The organism is Kitasatospora sp. NPDC097643, from assembly GCF_040302625.1.
In the GTDB taxonomy this organism is placed as follows: domain Bacteria; phylum Actinomycetota; class Actinomycetes; order Streptomycetales; family Streptomycetaceae; genus Kitasatospora.
On record NZ_JBEOSA010000007.1, the window covers coordinates 35,017 to 51,475 of the forward strand.

15 protein-coding genes are annotated in these 16,459 nt (G+C 71.1%); 8 read left to right on the forward strand and 7 right to left on the reverse strand.

Annotated elements, in window-relative coordinates; translation table 11 throughout:
* Nucleotides 1-300 precede the first annotated feature (300 nt).
* The 5 genes from gap to ABTY15_RS07030 all read left to right on the forward strand — a co-directional run bounded on the left by gap (nucleotide 301) and on the right by ABTY15_RS07030 (nucleotide 4,267).
* Nucleotides 301-1,305: a type I glyceraldehyde-3-phosphate dehydrogenase gene (gene gap, locus ABTY15_RS07010; RefSeq protein ID WP_350577322.1), complete on the forward strand. Its 1,005-nt coding sequence runs from the start codon at nucleotides 301-303 to the stop codon at nucleotides 1,303-1,305.
* A 152-nt stretch (nucleotides 1,306-1,457) separates the two neighbouring features.
* Nucleotides 1,458-2,660 (forward strand): phosphoglycerate kinase, encoded by a 1,203-nt coding sequence (locus ABTY15_RS07015; protein ID WP_350577325.1) that lies wholly within the window; start codon nucleotides 1,458-1,460, stop codon nucleotides 2,658-2,660.
* A 4-nt stretch (nucleotides 2,661-2,664) separates the two neighbouring features.
* Complete coding sequence (gene tpiA / locus ABTY15_RS07020) at nucleotides 2,665-3,450, forward strand: triose-phosphate isomerase (RefSeq protein WP_350577328.1); 786 nt, start codon at nucleotides 2,665-2,667, stop codon at nucleotides 3,448-3,450.
* Between the two features lie 87 nt (nucleotides 3,451-3,537).
* On the forward strand, nucleotides 3,538-3,774 hold the full coding sequence (secG, locus tag ABTY15_RS07025) for a preprotein translocase subunit SecG (protein ID WP_350577332.1): 237 nt from the start codon (nucleotides 3,538-3,540) through the stop codon (nucleotides 3,772-3,774).
* A 205-nt stretch (nucleotides 3,775-3,979) separates the two neighbouring features.
* Nucleotides 3,980-4,267 carry an RNA polymerase-binding protein RbpA gene (locus ABTY15_RS07030; protein WP_057240347.1) on the forward strand — a complete coding sequence of 96 codons (288 nt, stop codon included), beginning with the start codon at nucleotides 3,980-3,982 and terminating at the stop codon, nucleotides 4,265-4,267.
* A gap of 66 nt (nucleotides 4,268-4,333) precedes the next feature.
* On the opposite strand, the gene pgl is transcribed toward ABTY15_RS07030, so the two are convergent.
* The 5 genes from pgl to tkt all read right to left on the reverse strand — a co-directional run bounded on the left by pgl (nucleotide 4,334) and on the right by tkt (nucleotide 11,166).
* The gene (pgl, locus tag ABTY15_RS07035; protein ID WP_350577337.1) at nucleotides 4,334-5,122 is read right to left on the reverse strand and encodes a 6-phosphogluconolactonase; all 789 of its coding nucleotides are present in this window, start codon (nucleotides 5,120-5,122) and stop codon (nucleotides 4,334-4,336) included.
* Nucleotides 5,119-6,216, reverse strand: a complete 1,098-nt coding sequence (gene opcA, locus ABTY15_RS07040; RefSeq protein ID WP_350577340.1) for a glucose-6-phosphate dehydrogenase assembly protein OpcA — start codon at nucleotides 6,214-6,216, stop codon at nucleotides 5,119-5,121. Before opcA ends, pgl begins: the two co-directional genes overlap by 4 nt.
* A complete protein-coding gene (zwf, locus tag ABTY15_RS07045) occupies nucleotides 6,213-7,751 on the reverse strand; it encodes a glucose-6-phosphate dehydrogenase (protein ID WP_350577745.1) in 1,539 nt (512 codons plus the stop codon). Before zwf ends, opcA begins: the two co-directional genes overlap by 4 nt.
* Before the next feature lie 88 nt (nucleotides 7,752-7,839).
* Nucleotides 7,840-8,979: a transaldolase gene (gene tal, locus ABTY15_RS07050; protein WP_350577343.1), complete on the reverse strand. Its 1,140-nt coding sequence runs from the start codon at nucleotides 8,977-8,979 to the stop codon at nucleotides 7,840-7,842.
* A gap of 87 nt (nucleotides 8,980-9,066) precedes the next feature.
* Nucleotides 9,067-11,166 (reverse strand): transketolase, encoded by a 2,100-nt coding sequence (gene tkt / locus ABTY15_RS07055; protein WP_350577346.1) that lies wholly within the window; start codon nucleotides 11,164-11,166, stop codon nucleotides 9,067-9,069.
* A gap of 451 nt (nucleotides 11,167-11,617) precedes the next feature.
* On the opposite strand from tkt, the gene ABTY15_RS07060 reads away from it, so the two are divergent.
* Nucleotides 11,618-12,565 carry a heme o synthase gene (locus tag ABTY15_RS07060; protein ID WP_350577349.1) on the forward strand — a complete coding sequence of 316 codons (948 nt, stop codon included), beginning with the start codon at nucleotides 11,618-11,620 and terminating at the stop codon, nucleotides 12,563-12,565.
* A gap of 69 nt (nucleotides 12,566-12,634) precedes the next feature.
* On the opposite strand, the gene ABTY15_RS07065 is transcribed toward ABTY15_RS07060, so the two are convergent.
* Nucleotides 12,635-13,276, reverse strand: a complete 642-nt coding sequence (locus ABTY15_RS07065; RefSeq protein WP_350577352.1) for a DUF2461 domain-containing protein — start codon at nucleotides 13,274-13,276, stop codon at nucleotides 12,635-12,637.
* A 72-nt stretch (nucleotides 13,277-13,348) separates the two neighbouring features.
* Here ABTY15_RS07065 and ABTY15_RS07070 point away from each other — a divergent pair, with 72 nt between their 5' ends.
* Nucleotides 13,349-13,687 (forward strand): hypothetical protein, encoded by a 339-nt coding sequence (locus ABTY15_RS07070; RefSeq protein WP_189916409.1) that lies wholly within the window; start codon nucleotides 13,349-13,351, stop codon nucleotides 13,685-13,687.
* A gap of 162 nt (nucleotides 13,688-13,849) precedes the next feature.
* Here ABTY15_RS07070 and ABTY15_RS07075 read toward each other — a convergent pair whose 3' ends face one another.
* Nucleotides 13,850-14,836, reverse strand: a complete 987-nt coding sequence (locus tag ABTY15_RS07075; protein ID WP_350577748.1) for a COX15/CtaA family protein — start codon at nucleotides 14,834-14,836, stop codon at nucleotides 13,850-13,852.
* 189 nt (nucleotides 14,837-15,025) lie between these two features.
* Here ABTY15_RS07075 and ABTY15_RS07080 point away from each other — a divergent pair, with 189 nt between their 5' ends.
* Nucleotides 15,026-16,384, forward strand: coding sequence for a choice-of-anchor A family protein (locus tag ABTY15_RS07080; RefSeq protein WP_350577355.1), 1,359 nt, complete (start codon nucleotides 15,026-15,028; stop codon nucleotides 16,382-16,384).
* The last annotated feature ends 75 nt before the right edge of the window (nucleotides 16,385-16,459 follow it).

A 16,459-nucleotide genomic window follows, 5' to 3' on the forward strand; every position in this document is an offset into this window, starting at 1 on the left:
GCGAGTCGCGACATGATCGATTTGCGGCCGGTGTCCGGATTCCGGGCACCGGCCGTCGTCGTGTCCGGACGCGGCGGACGGAGCCCCTCGTCAGGGCCAAATTGGTCGAGACCACTGACCGGCGTCAACTCTCCGAGCTGGGGCGGAAGGACGGCCGGAATTCGCGCCACGCCCGGTCTTGGCAGGCGAGCGGATGTGCCCTCCCAGGCCCCGGAGGGGTAGGGTCATAGGCGGTCGGGGACTTCCCAAATCTCACCCCCGTCGGCTTAGCTCCGGCGTACCTAACGAGGAGATCGGTTCGTGACGATCCGGGTAGGCATCAACGGATTCGGCCGCATCGGCCGCAACTTCTTCCGGGCGGTCAAGGCCCAGGGCGCGGACATCGAGATCGTCGGTGTCAACGACCTGACCGACACGAAGACCCTGGCTCACCTGCTGAAGTACGACACCACCCTGGGCACCTTCCCGGGCGCGGTCTCGCACACCGAGGACAGCATCACCGTCGACGGCCACACCTTCAAGGTGACCGCCGAGCGTGACCCCGCCAACCTGCCGTGGGCCGAGCTGGGCGCCGACATCGTCGTCGAGTCCACCGGCATCTTCACCAAGGCCGAGGCCGCGAAGAAGCACCTCGCCGCCGGCGCCAAGAAGGTCATCATCTCGGCGCCCGCCACCGACGAGGACGTCACCATCGTCATGGGCGTCAACGACGACAAGTACGACGCCGCCAACCACGACATCATCTCCAACGCCTCCTGCACCACCAACTGCGTGGCGCCGATGGCCAAGGTGCTGAACGAGAGCTTCGGCATCGTCAAGGGCCTGATGACCACCGTCCACGCCTTCACCAACGACCAGGTCACCCTGGACTTCCCGCACAAGGACCTGCGCCGTGCTCGTGCGGCGAGCCAGAACATCATCCCGACCTCGACCGGTGCCGCCAAGGCGACCGCCCTGGTCCTGCCGGAGCTGAAGGGCAAGCTGGACGGCACCTCGCTGCGCGTCCCGGTCCCGACCGGCTCCATCACGGACCTGGTCGTCACCCTGGAGCGCGAGGTCACCAAGGACGAGGTCAACGCCGCCTTCCAGAAGGCCGCGGAGGGCCCGCTCAAGGGCATCCTGGCCTACACCGAGGACCCGATCGTCTCCTCGGACATCGTCAACGACCCGGCCTCCTGCATCTTCGACTCCCAGCTCACCATGGTCCAGGGCAACCAGGTCAAGGTGCTCGGCTGGTACGACAACGAGTGGGGCTACTCGAACCGTCTCGTCAACCTGACCACCCTGGTCGGTGGGCAGCTCTGACGCAGTGGGAGCTGACGTGATGTAGGGGCGAGGGCCCGGACGGCGAAACACTGCCGACCGGGCCCTCGCTCTGCGTACAAGGACTTCAAAGGCGGCCCCTGCGCCGTGCCGCCTCTGCGCATCAACCATCTCCCCAGGAGACCGAAGAACCCGTGAAGACCATCGAAGACCTCGACGTCGCCGGCAAGCGCGTCTTCGTCCGCGCCGACCTGAACGTCCCGCTGGACGGCAGCACGATCACCGACGACGGTCGGATCCGCGCCGTCGCGCCGACCATCGCCAAGCTCGTCGAGCGCGGCGCCAAGGTCGTCGTCGCCTCCCACCTCGGCCGCCCCAAGGGCGAGCCGGACCCGCAGTACTCGCTCGCGCCGGTGGCCGCCCGTCTCGGCGAGATCCTCGGCACGCCGGTCGCCTTCGCCGCCGACACCGTGGGCGACAGCGCCCGGGCCACCGTGGCCGCGCTGGCCGACGGCGGGGTCGCGCTGCTGGAGAACCTGCGCTTCAACGCCGGCGAGACCAGCAAGGACGACGCCGAGCGCGCCGCCTTCGCCGCCGAACTGGCCGCGCTGGCCGACCTGTACGTCGGTGACGGCTTCGGTGCCGTGCACCGCAAGCACGCCTCGGTCTACGACCTGCCGGCCCTGCTGCCGCACGCCGCCGGCGACCTGATCGCCACCGAGGTCGGCGTGCTGAAGAAGCTCACCGACGAGGTCGCCCGCCCGTACGTGGTCGTGCTCGGCGGCGCCAAGGTCTCGGACAAGCTCGGCGTGATCGACAACCTGCTGAAGAAGGCCGACCGGATCCTGATCGGCGGCGGCATGGCGTACACCTTCCTCGCGGCCCAGGGCCACGAGGTCGGCATCTCGCTGCTCCAGGCCGACCAGAAGGACAAGTGCCTGGAGTACCTGGCCGAGGCCGAGAAGCGGGGCGTCGAGTTCGTCCTGCCGACCGACGTCCTGGTCTCCGCGGACTTCCCGGACCTCAAGACCAAGGCCCCGGCGACCTACGAGGTCGTCGCCTCGGACGCGATCCCGGCCGACAAGGAGGGCCTGGACATCGGCCCGGAGACCCGCGAGCTGTACGCGGCGAAGCTGGCCGACGCGGGCACCGTGTTCTGGAACGGCCCGATGGGCGTCTTCGAGCACCCCGACTACGCGAACGGCACCAAGGCCGTCGCGCAGGCCCTGCTCGACAGCCCCGGCTTCACCGTGGTCGGTGGCGGCGACTCCGCCGCGGCCGTCCGCATCCTGGGCTTCGACGAGACGAAGTTCGGACACATCTCGACCGGCGGTGGCGCGAGCCTCGAGTACCTGGAGGGCAAGACCCTCCCCGGTCTCGCCGCCCTGGAAGGCTGAAGCAATGACTGAGCGTCTCCCGCTGATGGCGGGCAACTGGAAGATGAACCTCAACCACCTCGAGGCCATCCAGCACACCCAGAAGCTGGCGTTCGCGCTGGCCGACAAGGACTACGAGGCCGTCGAGGTCGCCGTCCTGGTGCCGTTCACCGACCTGCGCTCGGTGCAGACCCTGGTCTTCGGCGACAAGCTGAAGATCAAGTTCGGCTCGCAGGACATCTCGCAGTACGACTCCGGCGCCTACACCGGCGAGGTCTCCGGGCCGATGCTGGCCAAGCTCCAGTGCACCTACGCGGTGATCGGCCACTCGGAGCGCCGCCAGTACCACGGCGAGAACGAGGAGATCGTCAACGCCAAGGTCAAGGCCGCCTACCGGGCCGGGGTCACCCCGATCCTGTGCATCGGCGAGCCGCTGGAGATCCGCAAGGCCGGCACCCACGTCGAGTACACCCTGGCCCAGCTGGACGGCGCCCTGGCGGACGTCCCGGCCCGCCAGGCCGAGTCCATCGTGGTCGCGTACGAGCCGGTCTGGGCGATCGGCACCGGCGAGGTGGCCACCCCGGAGGACGCACAGGAGGTCTGCGCCGCCATCCGCAAGCGGATCGCCGAGCTGTACGACGCCGAGCTGGCCGGCAAGGTCCGTGTGCTGTACGGCGGTTCGGTCAAGTCGTCGAGCGCGGCCGGCCTGATGGCCAAGCCCGACATCGACGGCGGTCTGATCGGCGGTGCCTCGCTGGACGCCGACGAGTTCGTCAAGATCGTGCGCTACCGTGAGCAGGCAGTAGGCTAACGCCGCCGCAGCAACGTAGGCTTTGGGGCCGGACCGCCGATCGCGGCCCGGCCCCTCCGCCGAAGATACGAGAGAGTTGGTCCCGTCGTGGTTCTCGGGTTCTCGATTGCCCTGATCATCTTCAGCCTGCTGATGATCCTCCTGGTGCTGCTGCACAAGGGGAAGGGCGGCGGTCTGTCGGACATGTTCGGTGGCGGTGCGATGTCCACCGGCGGTGGTTCGGCGGTGGCCGAGCGCAACCTGGACCGCATCACGATCGTCGTCGGTCTGGGCTGGTTCGCCTGCATCATCGTGCTGGGCCTGGTGCTGAAGTACCAGAGCTGACGTACCCCTGACGCCCCGTCGCCCGAGCGCCTATCCTGGGACGGTCGGGGGCGGAGGCGATGGTGGCGGACGCTTAACTCCTGCTTACACTAGGACGACTTTCGCCACCGACGCGCACCGCGGCGGGTCGGCGTACCAGCACGCAGGGAGTCAGACCGTGGCAAGTGGCAACGCCATCCGTGGCAGCAGGGTCGGAGCCGGCCCCATGGGCGAGGCGGAGCGCGGCGAGTCCGCCCCGCGCAACCGGATCTCCTTCTGGTGCGCCAACAAGCACGAGACCAAGCCCAGCTTCGCCGCCGAGGCCGTGATCCCGGACACCTGGGACTGCCCGCGCTGTGGCTTCCCGGCCGGGCAGGACGAGCACAACCCGCCCGCGCCGTCGCGCAACGAGCCGTACAAGACCCACCTCGCCTACGTCCGCGAGCGTCGCACCGACGCCGACGGCGAGGCGATCCTCGCCGAGGCGCTGGCCAAGCTGCGCGGCGAGATCTGAGCGAGCCGAGCGCGACAAACGGGCGCCACCGTCAACGACGGTGGCGCCCTTCGGCGTTGTGGGTCCCTACGCCGAGGCCGGCGGGTACAGCTGGGGCGGGATCCGCTCGGCGGCGGCCCGGTCCAGCAGCCACAGGGTGCGGCTGCGGCCGTACGCGCCGGAGGCGGGCGCCTGGAGCGCCCCGGGGCCGGACAGGGCCAGCGCGACCGCGCCCGCCTTGTCCTCGCCGGCCGCCAGCAGCCACACCTCACGGGCCGCCCGGATCGCCGGGAGGGTGAGCGAGACCCGGGTCGGCGGGGGCTTGGGGGCCCCGCGCACGCCGACCACCGTCAGCTCGGTCTCCCGCACCCCCGGGTGCTCGGGGAAGAGCGAGGCGACGTGGGTGTCCGGGCCGACGCCGAGCAGCAGCACGTCGAAGGCCGGGACGCCGAGCCGGTCGCCCGGCCCGGCCGCCTTCGCCAGCTCCTCCGCGTAGCGGGCCGCGGCGGCCTCCACGTCCGAGCCGTCCACCCCGTCCGAGGCGGGCATCTCGTGCACCCGGGCCGGGTCGAGCGGGACGGCGTCCAGCAGCTCGGCCCTGGCCTGGACGGCGTTGCGCTCCGGGTCCGCAGCCGGCACGAAGCGCTCGTCGCCCCACCAGAGGTCCAGCCGCGCCCAGTCGACCGCGTCGCGCGCCGGGGAGGCGGCGACCGCGGCCAGCAGGGCGTTGCCGTTGCGGCCGCCGGTGAGCACCACCGAGGCGGTGCCGCGGGCGGCCTGGGCGTCCACGATCCGGGTGATCAGCCGGGCCGCGGCCGCCTGGGCCATCAGCTCCTTGTCCCGGTGGACGACCAGCTGCGGGGTCGCGTTGGTCATCCGCGCCCCTTGGCCGGCTTCTTGGCCGGGGACTTCTTCTCGGCGGCCGGCTCGGCCGCCTCGGCGCCCTCGGCGGGCACCTTGGCGGTCACCCGGCCCGGGTTGGCCACGGCGGCCTCGGAGACCGTGTGGGCGACCCGCTCGGCCGCCGCCGTCTCGGCGTTGGCCGGCTCGCGCAGCCGCTCGACCGGCGTGCGCACGGCCGCCGCGTAGATGTCGTCCGGGTCCAGCCGGCGCAGCTCCTCGGCGATCAGCTCCGAGGTCTCGCGCCGCTTGAGCGCCACCTGGCGGTCCGGTGAGGCGGGCATGCTGAGCGTGCCCATCAGGCCGTCCGGGCGGTCCAGGGTGATGTCCCCGTCCTTGGTGCGCAGGTGCACCGCGGTGATGCCGGGACCGCCGGTGACGACCCGCTCGACCGGCACGTGCAGCCGGTTGTGCAGCCAGAGGCCGAGCAGCTCGACGCTGGGGTTGTAGGACTCGCCCTCGACCACCGCGGAGGTGATCCGGGACGGCCGCTGGTCCAGCGCGGCGGCCAGCATCGAGCGCCAGCCGGTGATCCGGGTCCAGGCCAGGTCGGTGTCGCCGGGGGTGTAGCTCTGCGCCCGCTGGGCCAGCTGGCCCACCGGGGACTCGGCGGTGACCGCGTCGGTGATCCGGCGCTGGGCGATCGAGCCCAGCGGGTCCTGCGCCGGGTGCAGCGGTGCGTTGTCCGGCCACCAGACGACGACCGGGGCGTCCGGCAGCAGCAGGGGCAGCACGACGGACTGGGCGTGGGCGACCAGTTCGCCGTGCATCCGCAGGATGACCGTTTCGCCGGAGCCGGCGTCCGAGCCGACCAGGATCTCGGCGTCCAGGCGGGTCTCGGCGCGGGCCCGGGGCGAGCGCCCGGCGCGCTTGATCACCGCGAGGGTGCGCATCGGGTGCTCGCGGGAGGCGTCGTTGGCCGCCTTGAGGGCGTCGTACGCGCTGCCCTCGTCGGTCACGATCACCAGGGTGAGCACCATGCCGGCCGCGGTGGAGCCGCTGGCCCGCCGCGCCGCCATCAGCGCGCCGTTGATCCTGCCCGACGTCGTGTTGGTGAGGTCGATCTTCATGGCCGGCGCCAGCTCCTGCCGTCTCGTGCGAGCATCTCGTCCGCCTCGACGGGGCCCCAGGTCCCCGCCGGGTACTGGGCGGGCTTGCCGTGGGTGTCCCAGTACCGCTCGATCGGGTCGAGGATCTGCCAGGAGAGCTCGACCTCCTGGTGGCGCGGGAACAGGTTGGCGTCGCCGAGCAGCACGTCGAGGATGAGCCGCTCGTACGCCTCCGGGCTGGACTCGGTGAAGGACTCGCCGTACGCGAAGTCCATCGTGACGTCCCGGACCTCGAAGGAGGTGCCCGGCACCTTGGAGCCGAACCGCACCGTCACGCCCTCGTCCGGCTGCACCCGGATGACCAGGGCGTTCTGCCCCAGCTCCTCGGTCGCGTAGGAGTCGAACGGCAGGTACGGGGCGCGCTGGAAGACCACCGCGATCTCGGTGACCCGGCGGCCCAGCCGCTTGCCGGTGCGCAGGTAGAACGGGACGCCCGCCCAGCGGCGGTTGTTGATCTCCAGCTTGATGGCCGCGTAGGTGTCGGTCTTGGAGTCCGGGTTGATGCCGTCCTCGTCCAGGTAGCCGACCACCTCCTCGCCGCCCTGCCAGCCGGCCGCGTACTGGCCGCGCACGGTGTGCCGACCGAGGTCGGCCGGGAGCTTGACGGCGCTGAGCACCTTGAGCTTCTCGGCCACCAGCGCCTTCGGGTGGAACGACGCCGGCTCCTCGATGGCGGTGAGCGCCATCAGCTGGAGCAGGTGGTTCTGGATGACGTCGCGGGCGGAGCCGATGCCGTCGTAGTAGCCGGCCCGGCCGCCGATGCCGATGTCCTCGGCCATGGTGATCTGCACGTGGTCGACGTACGACCGGTTCCAGATCGGCTCGAACATCTGGTTGGCGAAGCGCAGCGCCAGGATGTTCTGGACCGTCTCCTTGCCCAGGTAGTGGTCGATCCGGAAGACCTCGTCCCGGGGGAAGACCTCGTGGACGACCTTGTTCAGCTCCTGGGCGCTCTCCAGGTCGTGGCCGAACGGCTTCTCGATGACCGCGCGGCGCCAGGAGCCCTGTGGAGGATCGGCCAGGCCGTGCTTCTTCAGCTGCTGGACGACGGTCGGGAAGAACTTCGGCGGGACGGACAGGTAGAAGGCGAAGTTGCCGCCGGTGCCCTGCGCCTTGTCCAGCTCCTCGATGGTCTGGCGGAGGCGGTCGAAGGCGTCGTCGTCGTCGAAGGTGCCCTGGATGAAGCGCATGCCCTTGGCGAGCTGCTGCCAGACCTCCTCGCGGAAGGGGGTCCGGGCGTGCTCCTTGACCGCGTCGTGGACCTCCTTGGCGAAGTCCTCGTCCTCCCACTCGCGGCGGGCGAAGCCGACGAGCGAGAAGCCCGGCGGCAGCAGACCGCGGTTGGCCAGGTCGTAGATGGCGGGCATCAGCTTCTTGCGGGACAGGTCGCCGGTGACCCCGAAGATGACCAGACCGGACGGCCCCGCGATGCGCGGGAGCCGTCGGTCTGCGGGGTCACGGAGCGGGTTGACCGGGGCCGACGGGAGATCGTCCACGTCCGACACCGGGGTCAACTCGGGGAAATCAGTGCTCACTTGAGAGGCTCCGCTGTTTCGTGCGTGCGCTGACTGGGTGCGCAGGGGGTCACTGCTCGGCGGCGAACTTCGCGAGCGAGGCGGTGACGGTGTCGAGCAGCTCGTTCCACGACTGCTCGAACTTCTCGACGCCCTCGTCCTCCAGCACCTGGACCACGTCGTCGTAGTCCACGCCGGCGGCGGCGATGGCGTCCATCACGGCCTTCGCGTCGGCGTAGTTGGGGACGATGGTGGCGCCGGTGACCACGCCGTGGTCGGCGGTGGCGTCCAGGGTGGCCTCGGGCATGGTGTTGACGGTGCCGGGGGCGACCAGCTCGGTGACGTACAGGGTGTCCGGCAGGGCCGGGTCCTTGACGCCGGTGGAGGCCCAGAGCGGGCGCTGCGGCTTGGCGCCGGCGGCCTCCAGGGCCTTCCAGCGGGCGTTGCCGGCGGTCTTGCCGTCGACGCTGCCGAAGACCTCCTCGTACGCCTGGTAGGCGAGGCGGGCGTTGGCCAGGGCGGCCTTGGACCGCAGGTTCCGGGCGTCGCCGCCGATCTTCTCCAGGCGCTTGTCGATCTCGGTGTCCACGCGGGAGACGAAGAAGGAGGCGACCGACTCGATCTGGGAGAGGTCCAGACCCTTGGCCTTGGCGGCCTCCAGGCCGGTCAGGTAGGCGTCGATGACGGCCCGGTAGCGCTCCAGCGAGAAGATCAGCGTGACGTTGACGCTGATGCCCTTGCCGATGACCTCGCTGATCGCGGGCAGGCCGGCCTTGGTGGCGGGGATCTTGATGAAGACGTTCGGGCGGTCCACCAGCCACCACAGCTGCTTGGCCTCGGCCACGGTCGGCGCGGTCTGGTGGGCCAGGCGCGGGTCGACCTCGATGGAGACCCGGCCGTCGCGGCCGTTGGAGGCGTCGTAGACCGGGCGCAGCACGTCGGCCGCGTCGCGCACGTCCGAGGTGGTGATCATGCGGATGGCCTCGTCGGTGGTGACCTTGCGGACGGCGAGGTCGCGCAGCTGGCCGTCGTACGAGCTGTGCCCGCTGCCGATGGCCTTCTGGAAGATGGTCGGGTTGGTGGTGACACCCACCACGTGTTTGTTCTGCACCAGCTCGGCCAGGTTGCCGGTGTTCAGCCGCTCGCGGCTGAGGTCGTCCAGCCAGATCGCCACGCCTTCGTCGCTGAGGCGCTTCAGTGCGTCAGTCATGGTGCTTCAGTCCTTTTTTCTACTGTCGTCGTGGGGTCGTCAGAGGGGCCGCGTACCCGCGTGCGGGCGGGTACGCGGCCCGTACGGTCAGCGGTTGACGGCTTCGAGCGAGCGCAGGGCGTTGTGGGCCTCGGCCACCACGCGCTCGGCGGTCAGGCCGAACTCCTCGAACAGCACCTGGTAGTCGGCGGAGGCACCGAAGTGCTCCAGGGACACGATCCGCCCGTGGTCGCCGACCAGCTCGCGCCAGCCCTGGGCGATGCCCGCCTCGACCGAGACGCGGGCCTTGACCGACGGCGGCAGCACGCTGTCGCGGTAGGCCTGGTCCTGCTCCTGGAACCACTCGAAGGACGGCAGCGAGACGACGCGGGTGGCGACGCCCTCGGCCTCCAGCACCTCGCGGGCCTTGACGGCCAGCTGGACCTCGGAACCGGTGCCCAGCAGGATCACCTGCGGGTCGCCGGTGGAGGCCTCGGCCAGGATGTAGCCGCCCTTCGCGACGCCCTCGGCGGAGCCGAAGACCTCGCGGTCGAAGGTCGGGACGTTCTGGCGGGTGAGCGCCAGGCCGACCGGGCCCGGGTGGCTGGTCTGCCGCTCGACGACGGTGCGCCAGGCGACGGCGGTCTCGTTGGCGTCGGCCGGGCGGACCATGGCCAGGCCCGGGATGGCGCGCAGCGAGGCCAGGTGCTCCACCGGCTGGTGGGTCGGGCCGTCCTCGCCGAGGCCGATCGAGTCGTGCGTCCAGACGTAGGTGACCGGCAGCTTCATCAGCGCGGCCAGCCGGACGGCCGGGCGCATGTAGTCGGCGAAGACCAGGAAGGTGCCGCCGAACACGCGGGTCTTCCCGTGCAGCGCGATGCCGTTCATGGTCGAGCCCATGGCGTGCTCGCGGATGCCGAAGTGGATCGTCCGGCCGTACGGGCCGGCCGACTTCAGCGGGTTGCCCTCGGGCAGGAACGAGCTGTCCTCGTCGATGGTGGTGAGGTTGGACTCGGCGAGGTCGGCCGAGCCGCCCCACAGCTCCGGGATCACCGCGCCGAGCGCCTTGAGGGTCTCGCCGGAGGCCTTGCGGGTGGCCACCTCCTTGCCGGCCGGGAAGGAGGGGACGGCCTTCTTCCAGCCCTCGGGCAGTTCGCCGGCCTGGATGCGGTCGAACTCGGCGGCGCGGTGCGGGTTGGCGGTGCGCCAGGCGTCGAAGGACTGCTGCCACTGGTCGCGGGCGGCCTTGCCCCGCTTGATGACCAGGCGGGCGTGCTCGATGACCTTGTCGGAGACCTCGAAGGTCTTCTCCGGGTCGAAGCCGAGGACCTTCTTGGTGGCGGCGATCTCGGCGGCGCCGAGCGCGGAGCCGTGGGCCTTGGCGGTGTTCTGGGCGTCCGGGGCCGGCCAGGCGATGATCGTGCGCATGGCGATCATCGACGGGCGGGAGGTCTCGGCCTTGGCGGCGGCCAGCGCGTCGGCCAGGGCCGTGACGTCGATGTCGCCGTTGGCCTTCGGGGTCACCCGCTGGACGTGCCAGCCGTACGCCTCGTAACGCTTGAGGACGTCCTCGGAGAAGGCGGTCTCGGTGTCGCCCTCGATGGAGATGTGGTTGTCGTCGTAGAGGGCGACCAGGTTGCCCAGCTTCTGGTGGCCGGCCAGCGACGAGGCCTCGGCGGAGATGCCCTCCTCCAGGTCGCCGTCGGAGACGATGGCCCAGATGGTGTGGTCGAACGGGGACTCGCCGGCCGGGGCGTCCGGGTCGAAGAGGCCGCGCTCGAAGCGGGCGGCCATCGCCATGCCGACCGCGTTGGCGATGCCCTGGCCGAGCGGGCCGGTGGTGGTCTCCACGCCTGCGGTGTGGCCGTGCTCCGGGTGCCCCGGGGTGCGGCTGCCGGCGACGCGGAAGGCCTTGAGGTCGTCCAGTTCCAGGCCGTAGCCGGAGAAGTAGAGCTGGGTGTAGAGCGTCAGGCTGGTGTGCCCGGGGGAGAGGACGAAGCGGTCGCGGCCGACCCAGGACGGGTCGGTCGGGTCGTGGCGCAGGAAACGCTGGAAGATCAGGTACGCCGCGGGGGCCAGCGACATGGCCGTCCCGGGGTGTCCGTTGCCGACCTTCTGGACCGCGTCCATGGCCAGGACCCGCGCCGTGTCAACCGTGCGCTCATCCAGCTCGGACCACTCGAATGCGTTCGTCGGCGTCGTGCTCACCCTGTCTCAGGGCTCCTTCCATTGTGAAGAGTGACCCCGTGAATTGGGGACCGGGTCGGCCACGGCGCTGTGGTCCCGACGCTGGGTGGTGCCGGTCACGGAGGGTAGATCCCGCTTCTGCGTGCGAGCCTACCGTCCGGGCCGGGGCTCACCCTCCGTGCTGAGACAACCGGGATTTCCGTATGGCGATTCCCACCAGAGCGATCTGCTCCGCTTTGTCCCAGACTCTCCTGATTTTCCGCCCGATGCCGCCCCGATGGTCAGGACGGGGGAGCGGTACCGCGCGGGGGCGGGTTCGTGGGTTCACCCAGGGGTGTGCGTTCCGCCTCGCCGGGGGACCCCGGAGCCGGTGGGGAGATATGGAACGTCTATGGTGTCGTGGTACGCGCAGAGCGGACGATTCGGGACCTTCGTTCCCGTGGGCGCCTGCGAAGGTTCATCTTCAGTTGGGGTGTTAGTGACCGCCGTCGAAACCCGTCCCGCCGGGGTCACCGGGGCGACTCCTGCGCACCGGCCCATCGGGGCCCGTGTCGGCGCCTTCGTCGCCCTGACCAAACCTCGGATCATCGAGCTGCTGCTGATGAGCACCGTGCCGGTGATGTTCCTGGCACAGCAGGGTGTTCCGGACATGCTGCTGGTGCTGAAGGTCGTGGTCGGCGGTTACCTCTCGGCGGGCGGCGCCAACGCTCTCAACATGTACATCGACCGCGACATCGACGCGGTGATGTCGCGCACCGAGCGCCGGCCGATCGTCACCGGCATGGTGTCGCCGCGCGAGGCGCTGGTGTTCGGTGTCGTCCTCGCGGTCGTCTCGACCCTGCTGCTGGGCTTCGGCGTCAACTGGCTCTCCTCCGGACTGGCGCTCGGCGCGCTGCTGTTCTACGTGTTCGTCTACACGCTGGGCCTGAAGCGGCGCACCTCGCAGAACATCGTCTGGGGCGGCATCGCCGGCTGCATGCCGGTGCTGGTCGGCTGGTCCTCGGTCACCAACTCGCTGTCCTGGGCCGCGGTGGTGCTGTTCCTGGTGGTCTTCTTCTGGACGCCGCCGCACACCTGGGTGCTCTCCATGAAGGTGCGCGAGGACTACCTGCGAGCCGGGGTGCCGATGCTGCCGGTGGTCAAGGGCAACGTGGCCGTCGGCAAGCAGGTCGTCGTCTACTCCTGGGTCATGGTGGCGGTTTCGCTGACGCTCTGGCCGCTCGGGCACATGAGCTGGCTGTACCCCGTCTCGGCGGTGCTGCTGGGCGCGGCCTGGCTGCGCGAGGCGCACGCGCTGTACGCCCGGGCCAAGGCCGGGGTGGTGGGCGCCAAGCTCAAGGAGATGCGGCTGTTCCACTGGTCGATCACCTACCTGTCGCTGCTGTTCGTGGTGTGCGCGATCGACCCGTTCGTGAAGTAGCCACAGCCGTACGGAAGGAAGAGCCCCGGTCTGCGGACCGGGGCTCTTTCACGTTCGGGGGCGGGCAGTTCAGCGGGCGGGCAGTTCGGACGGGCCGACGTGGCCGTCCAGCCAGTCCTTGAGCGGCTGGGAGGCGCGCAGGAAGGCGGTGATCCGGGTGTGGGCGGTGCGGGTGCCCAGCCACTTCGCGGGCTCCCACTCCTGCCAGGCGACCAGGCCCTTGTGCCGCAGCAGCTCGATCCTGGGGTGGTCCTTGGGGTAGCCGCGCGGGGCGGACTTCAGGCTGTCCCGGCCGAACACCTGCGGGCCGTCCTTCTCCACCCGGGCGATCACGCGCTCCAGTTCGGCACCGCTGACGTCCTCGGCGACGGCGGCGCGGTAGCGCTCCAGCTGGTCGGCGGCGAGCTGGTACATGCCGTTGCCGCAGGCCAGTCCGTCGGCGGAGAGCTGGATGTAGCCGCCGGCCTCCAGGTGCGCGCCGATGTGCGTCTTGTACGGGGACTTGTCGGCGCTGAACCGGACGTCGCGGTTGGGGCGGAAGATCTTGCCCGGGCCGAACTCGGGCTCCAGCTCCGCCAGCAGCGCCTCCATCGGCGCCCGCACGGCGTCGTCGTACCGGCCCTTGTGGGCCTGCCAGAAGGTCTTCGAGTTGTCGGCCTCCAGCTGCTCGTAGAAGTCGAGCGCCTCGGTGGGCCAGCCTTGGAAGGTCACCTCCCCAGTATGTGGCCCGGTGCACAGCCCGCTCCCGTCGCCAGCGCCAGTACCGGTGGGTAGCATGCGGGCATGAGCAGCGCAGAGACCGCCACCGCCGCCGCGCCGGACGCCCGCACCGAGCGTCGCGCCAAGCGCATCGCCAAGAACCTCACCAGCTTCGCCCGCCAGCACGGCGGCAGCGCCGACGCGGTCGTCGAGTACGTCGGCGCCGTGGCCACCCGGATCGTCGTGGTCGGCGCGGACGGCGCCTGGGGCGACCAGGTGGCCCCGAGCTACGCGGTCGGCCGTCGGGCCGCCGAGCTGGCCGGGCTCACCCTGCACGACGACTTCGAGGGCGAGCTCGGCCTCAAGGTGAAGACCGGACCGTACGAGTGGAAGCGGATGGCCGGGATCCAGCTCGGCGGCTGAGCGCCGGGCCCGGGACGGACGTGCGGATGACACGCATGTGCGTCCGGGTCGGACGTCCGTCCGGAACGCGTAGACGGCCCGGTTCCTCCGTTCGGGGGAACCGGGCCGTCGTCGTCTCGACCGGTGCCGGGGCCAGGGGGCCGGGGCCAGCGGTGGCCGGGGTCAGACCGAGGCGGTCTGCGGGGCCTGGGCGGGCAGCGGGGTGGCTGCCTCCCCGCCCTCGTCCGCGCGGGTGCGCAGGGCGAGGGGGATGCGGAGGGCGGCGATCCAGGTGAGCGCGGCGAGCAGCATGTGCAGGCCGACCATCAGCTCGGGGGCGTCGGTGAAGTACTGGACGAAGCCGAGCACGCCCTGGAGCAGCAGGACGGCCAGCAGCTCCTTGGCACGGGCGCGGGCCGCCTGGGGGGCCTTGACGGCGGCGAAGACGAAGATCACCGCGATGGCCAGGCCGACCGAGACGAAGGCGAAGTCGGCGTGGAACTGGGCGAGGCGGTCGTAGTCGATCGGGATGCGCGGGACGATCTTGTTGTCCTTGGGCGTGCCCGGGTGGTGGCCGGCGCCGGTGACCAGGGTGCCGGCCGCGACCAACAGGCCGATGACCGTGACCAGGACGTAGGAGAGCTGGTGGATCGGGCGGGCCACCGCGAGCTTCGCGGGGCCGTCACCCTCCCCGGACCGCTCCCACATCAGCAGGGCGACCCAGACCAGCGCCATCGCGGCGATCATGTGCAGCGCCACGGTGTACGGGTTCAGGCCGGTCAGTACGGTGATGCCGCCGAGCACGGCGTTGCTCATCACCAGCCAGAACTGCGCCCAGCCGAGCTTGGTCAGGCTGCGGCGCCAGGGGCGGTGGCAGCGGGCGGCCAGGATCGCCCAGCCGACGGCGGCGCTCAGCACGTAGGTGAGCATCCGGTTGGTGAACTCGACGACGCCGTGGAAGCCCATCTCGGCGGTCGGCGTCAGGCTCTCGTCGGTGCAGCGGGGCCAGGTGGTGCAGCCGAGGCCGGAGGCGGTGAGCCGGACGGCGCCGCCGGTGACGACGATGACCACGCTCATCACCAGCGCGGCGAACGCGGCGCGCCGGACCATGGCGGCGGACGGCTGCCAGCGGTCGGCGAGCAGGGAGAAGGGGTTCAGCACGCGGTCAATCGTAGGCGGCCTTACGGGCGATCTTGGGGCGGGGCGCGGTCTGCGGTGACCGGGGAGCAAACCGGACTGTTCGGGCAAGGTGGTCATTGGTCTTGACCATTCGCCTGTTTGGCCGAAAGAGTGCGGATTGGTCCATACCTTTTTCGGGCCACTCCCACTCCTCCCGCCACGTAAGCGGAGATCCAGCACATGCGCATACCCACCTCCGCCGCCGCGCTCGCGGTCGGCGGCTCGTTCGCTCTGGCCGGTCTGGTCGCCCCGGCCGCCCACGCCGCCGACCCCGCCCAGGAGTGCCGCAGCCTCGGGGTCGCCAACCTCTACGGCGAGTTCGTCGAGGGCGATGACCACCACGTCCCGGACGCCGAGGGCGCGGTCGCGGTGGGCGGCGACGCCTACTTCGCCGGCGACGACGCGAAGAACCCGCGGAGCTTCTCCGTCGGCCAGGAGCTCACCCCCGGCCAGGTCGCGGCGCTGCCCGGCGGCAACGCCCTCGTGGTGGCCGGGAACCTGAACGGCCACAACACCCAGGTGATGAAGGGCAACGGCGTCTACGGCGGGAAGCTGACCGGCGTCCTGGAGGCCCACCAGGGCAAGGTGGGCCCGGGGGCGTCCCCGATCGACTTCAAGGCCGAGTTCGCCAAGCTGCGGGCCGCCTCGGCCGCGCTCGCCGCCGCCCCGCGCACGGCCGGCACCAGTGTCCAGGCCGACACCGGCAAGGTGACCCTGACCGGCGTCGACCCCAGGCTCAACAGCTTCACCGTCGACGCGGCCACGTTGCAGCTCGCCAAGGACGTCTACCTCAAGGTGCCGGCCGGTTCGGTCACCGTGGTCAACGTGACCGGCGGCTCGTACGACATGGCGGCCGCCGGGACCACCGGCTTCCACCTGTGGGACGCGGGCACGTCGGCCTTCGTCCTGGACGACAAGCTGCAGAGTGCGGCGGGCGGGGGGATCCGGGCCAGGCTGCTCTGGAACTTCCCGACCGCGACCAAGGTGGTCAAGAACAGCGCCGCCGCGTGGGCGGGCACCGTGCTGGCGCCGAACGCCGCCTTCGAGCTCGGCAGCGGGGGCCCGGTCAACGGCTCGGTCATCGTCGCCTCGCTGGCCGGCAGCGGCGGCGCGGAGACGCACCACTACCCGTTCACCGGCTGCCTGCCGGCCGTCGTCCCGACGCCGTCCACCCCGGCCACCGTGCCGCCGGTGGTGCCGAGCGGGTCGCCGTCCGCCACCACGACGCCGTCCACCCCGGCCACGCCCGGCGGCTCGGCCACCCCCGGGGCCTCGACGAGCCCGTCGGCCACCTCGTCCGCCCCGGCGGGCGGGAAGCCGAACGCCTCCGCCTCGGTGAGCCCGTCCGCCTCGGCGGCGGTGCCGGCCGCGTCGGCCTCCGCCTCGGCGAGCCCCTCGGCGACGGCGACCGCGGGCGGCAACCTCGCGCACACCGGCTCCGGACCGGTCCTGCCGCTGGCGATCGGCGGCGCGGTGGTGCTCGCGGCCGGTGGCGGAATCGTGGTGGCCGCCCGGCGCCGGACGGCTCGGAAGGCCTGACCCCCAACTGACCGTAACGGCGCCCTCGGTGATTGAACCTGATCACCGAGGGCGCCGTTTTTTCAGTCAGGTGAC

What these genes read in the sequence shown, in the direction of transcription:
- tpiA (WP_350577328.1), top strand. Translation starts at nt 2,665, where the DNA reads ATGACTGAGCGTCTCCCGCTGATGGCGGGCAACTGGAAGATGAACCTC.
- ABTY15_RS07030 (WP_057240347.1), top strand. Translation starts at nt 3,980, where the DNA reads ATGGGCGAGGCGGAGCGCGGCGAGTCCGCCCCGCGCAACCGGATCTCC.
- pgl (WP_350577337.1), bottom strand. Translation starts at nt 5,122, where the DNA reads ATGACCAACGCGACCCCGCAGCTGGTCGTCCACCGGGACAAGGAGCTG.
- opcA (WP_350577340.1), bottom strand. Translation starts at nt 6,216, where the DNA reads ATGAAGATCGACCTCACCAACACGACGTCGGGCAGGATCAACGGCGCG.
- tal (WP_350577343.1), bottom strand. Translation starts at nt 8,979, where the DNA reads ATGACTGACGCACTGAAGCGCCTCAGCGACGAAGGCGTGGCGATCTGG.
- ABTY15_RS07070 (WP_189916409.1), top strand. Translation starts at nt 13,349, where the DNA reads ATGAGCAGCGCAGAGACCGCCACCGCCGCCGCGCCGGACGCCCGCACC.
- ABTY15_RS07080 (WP_350577355.1), top strand. Translation starts at nt 15,026, where the DNA reads ATGCGCATACCCACCTCCGCCGCCGCGCTCGCGGTCGGCGGCTCGTTC.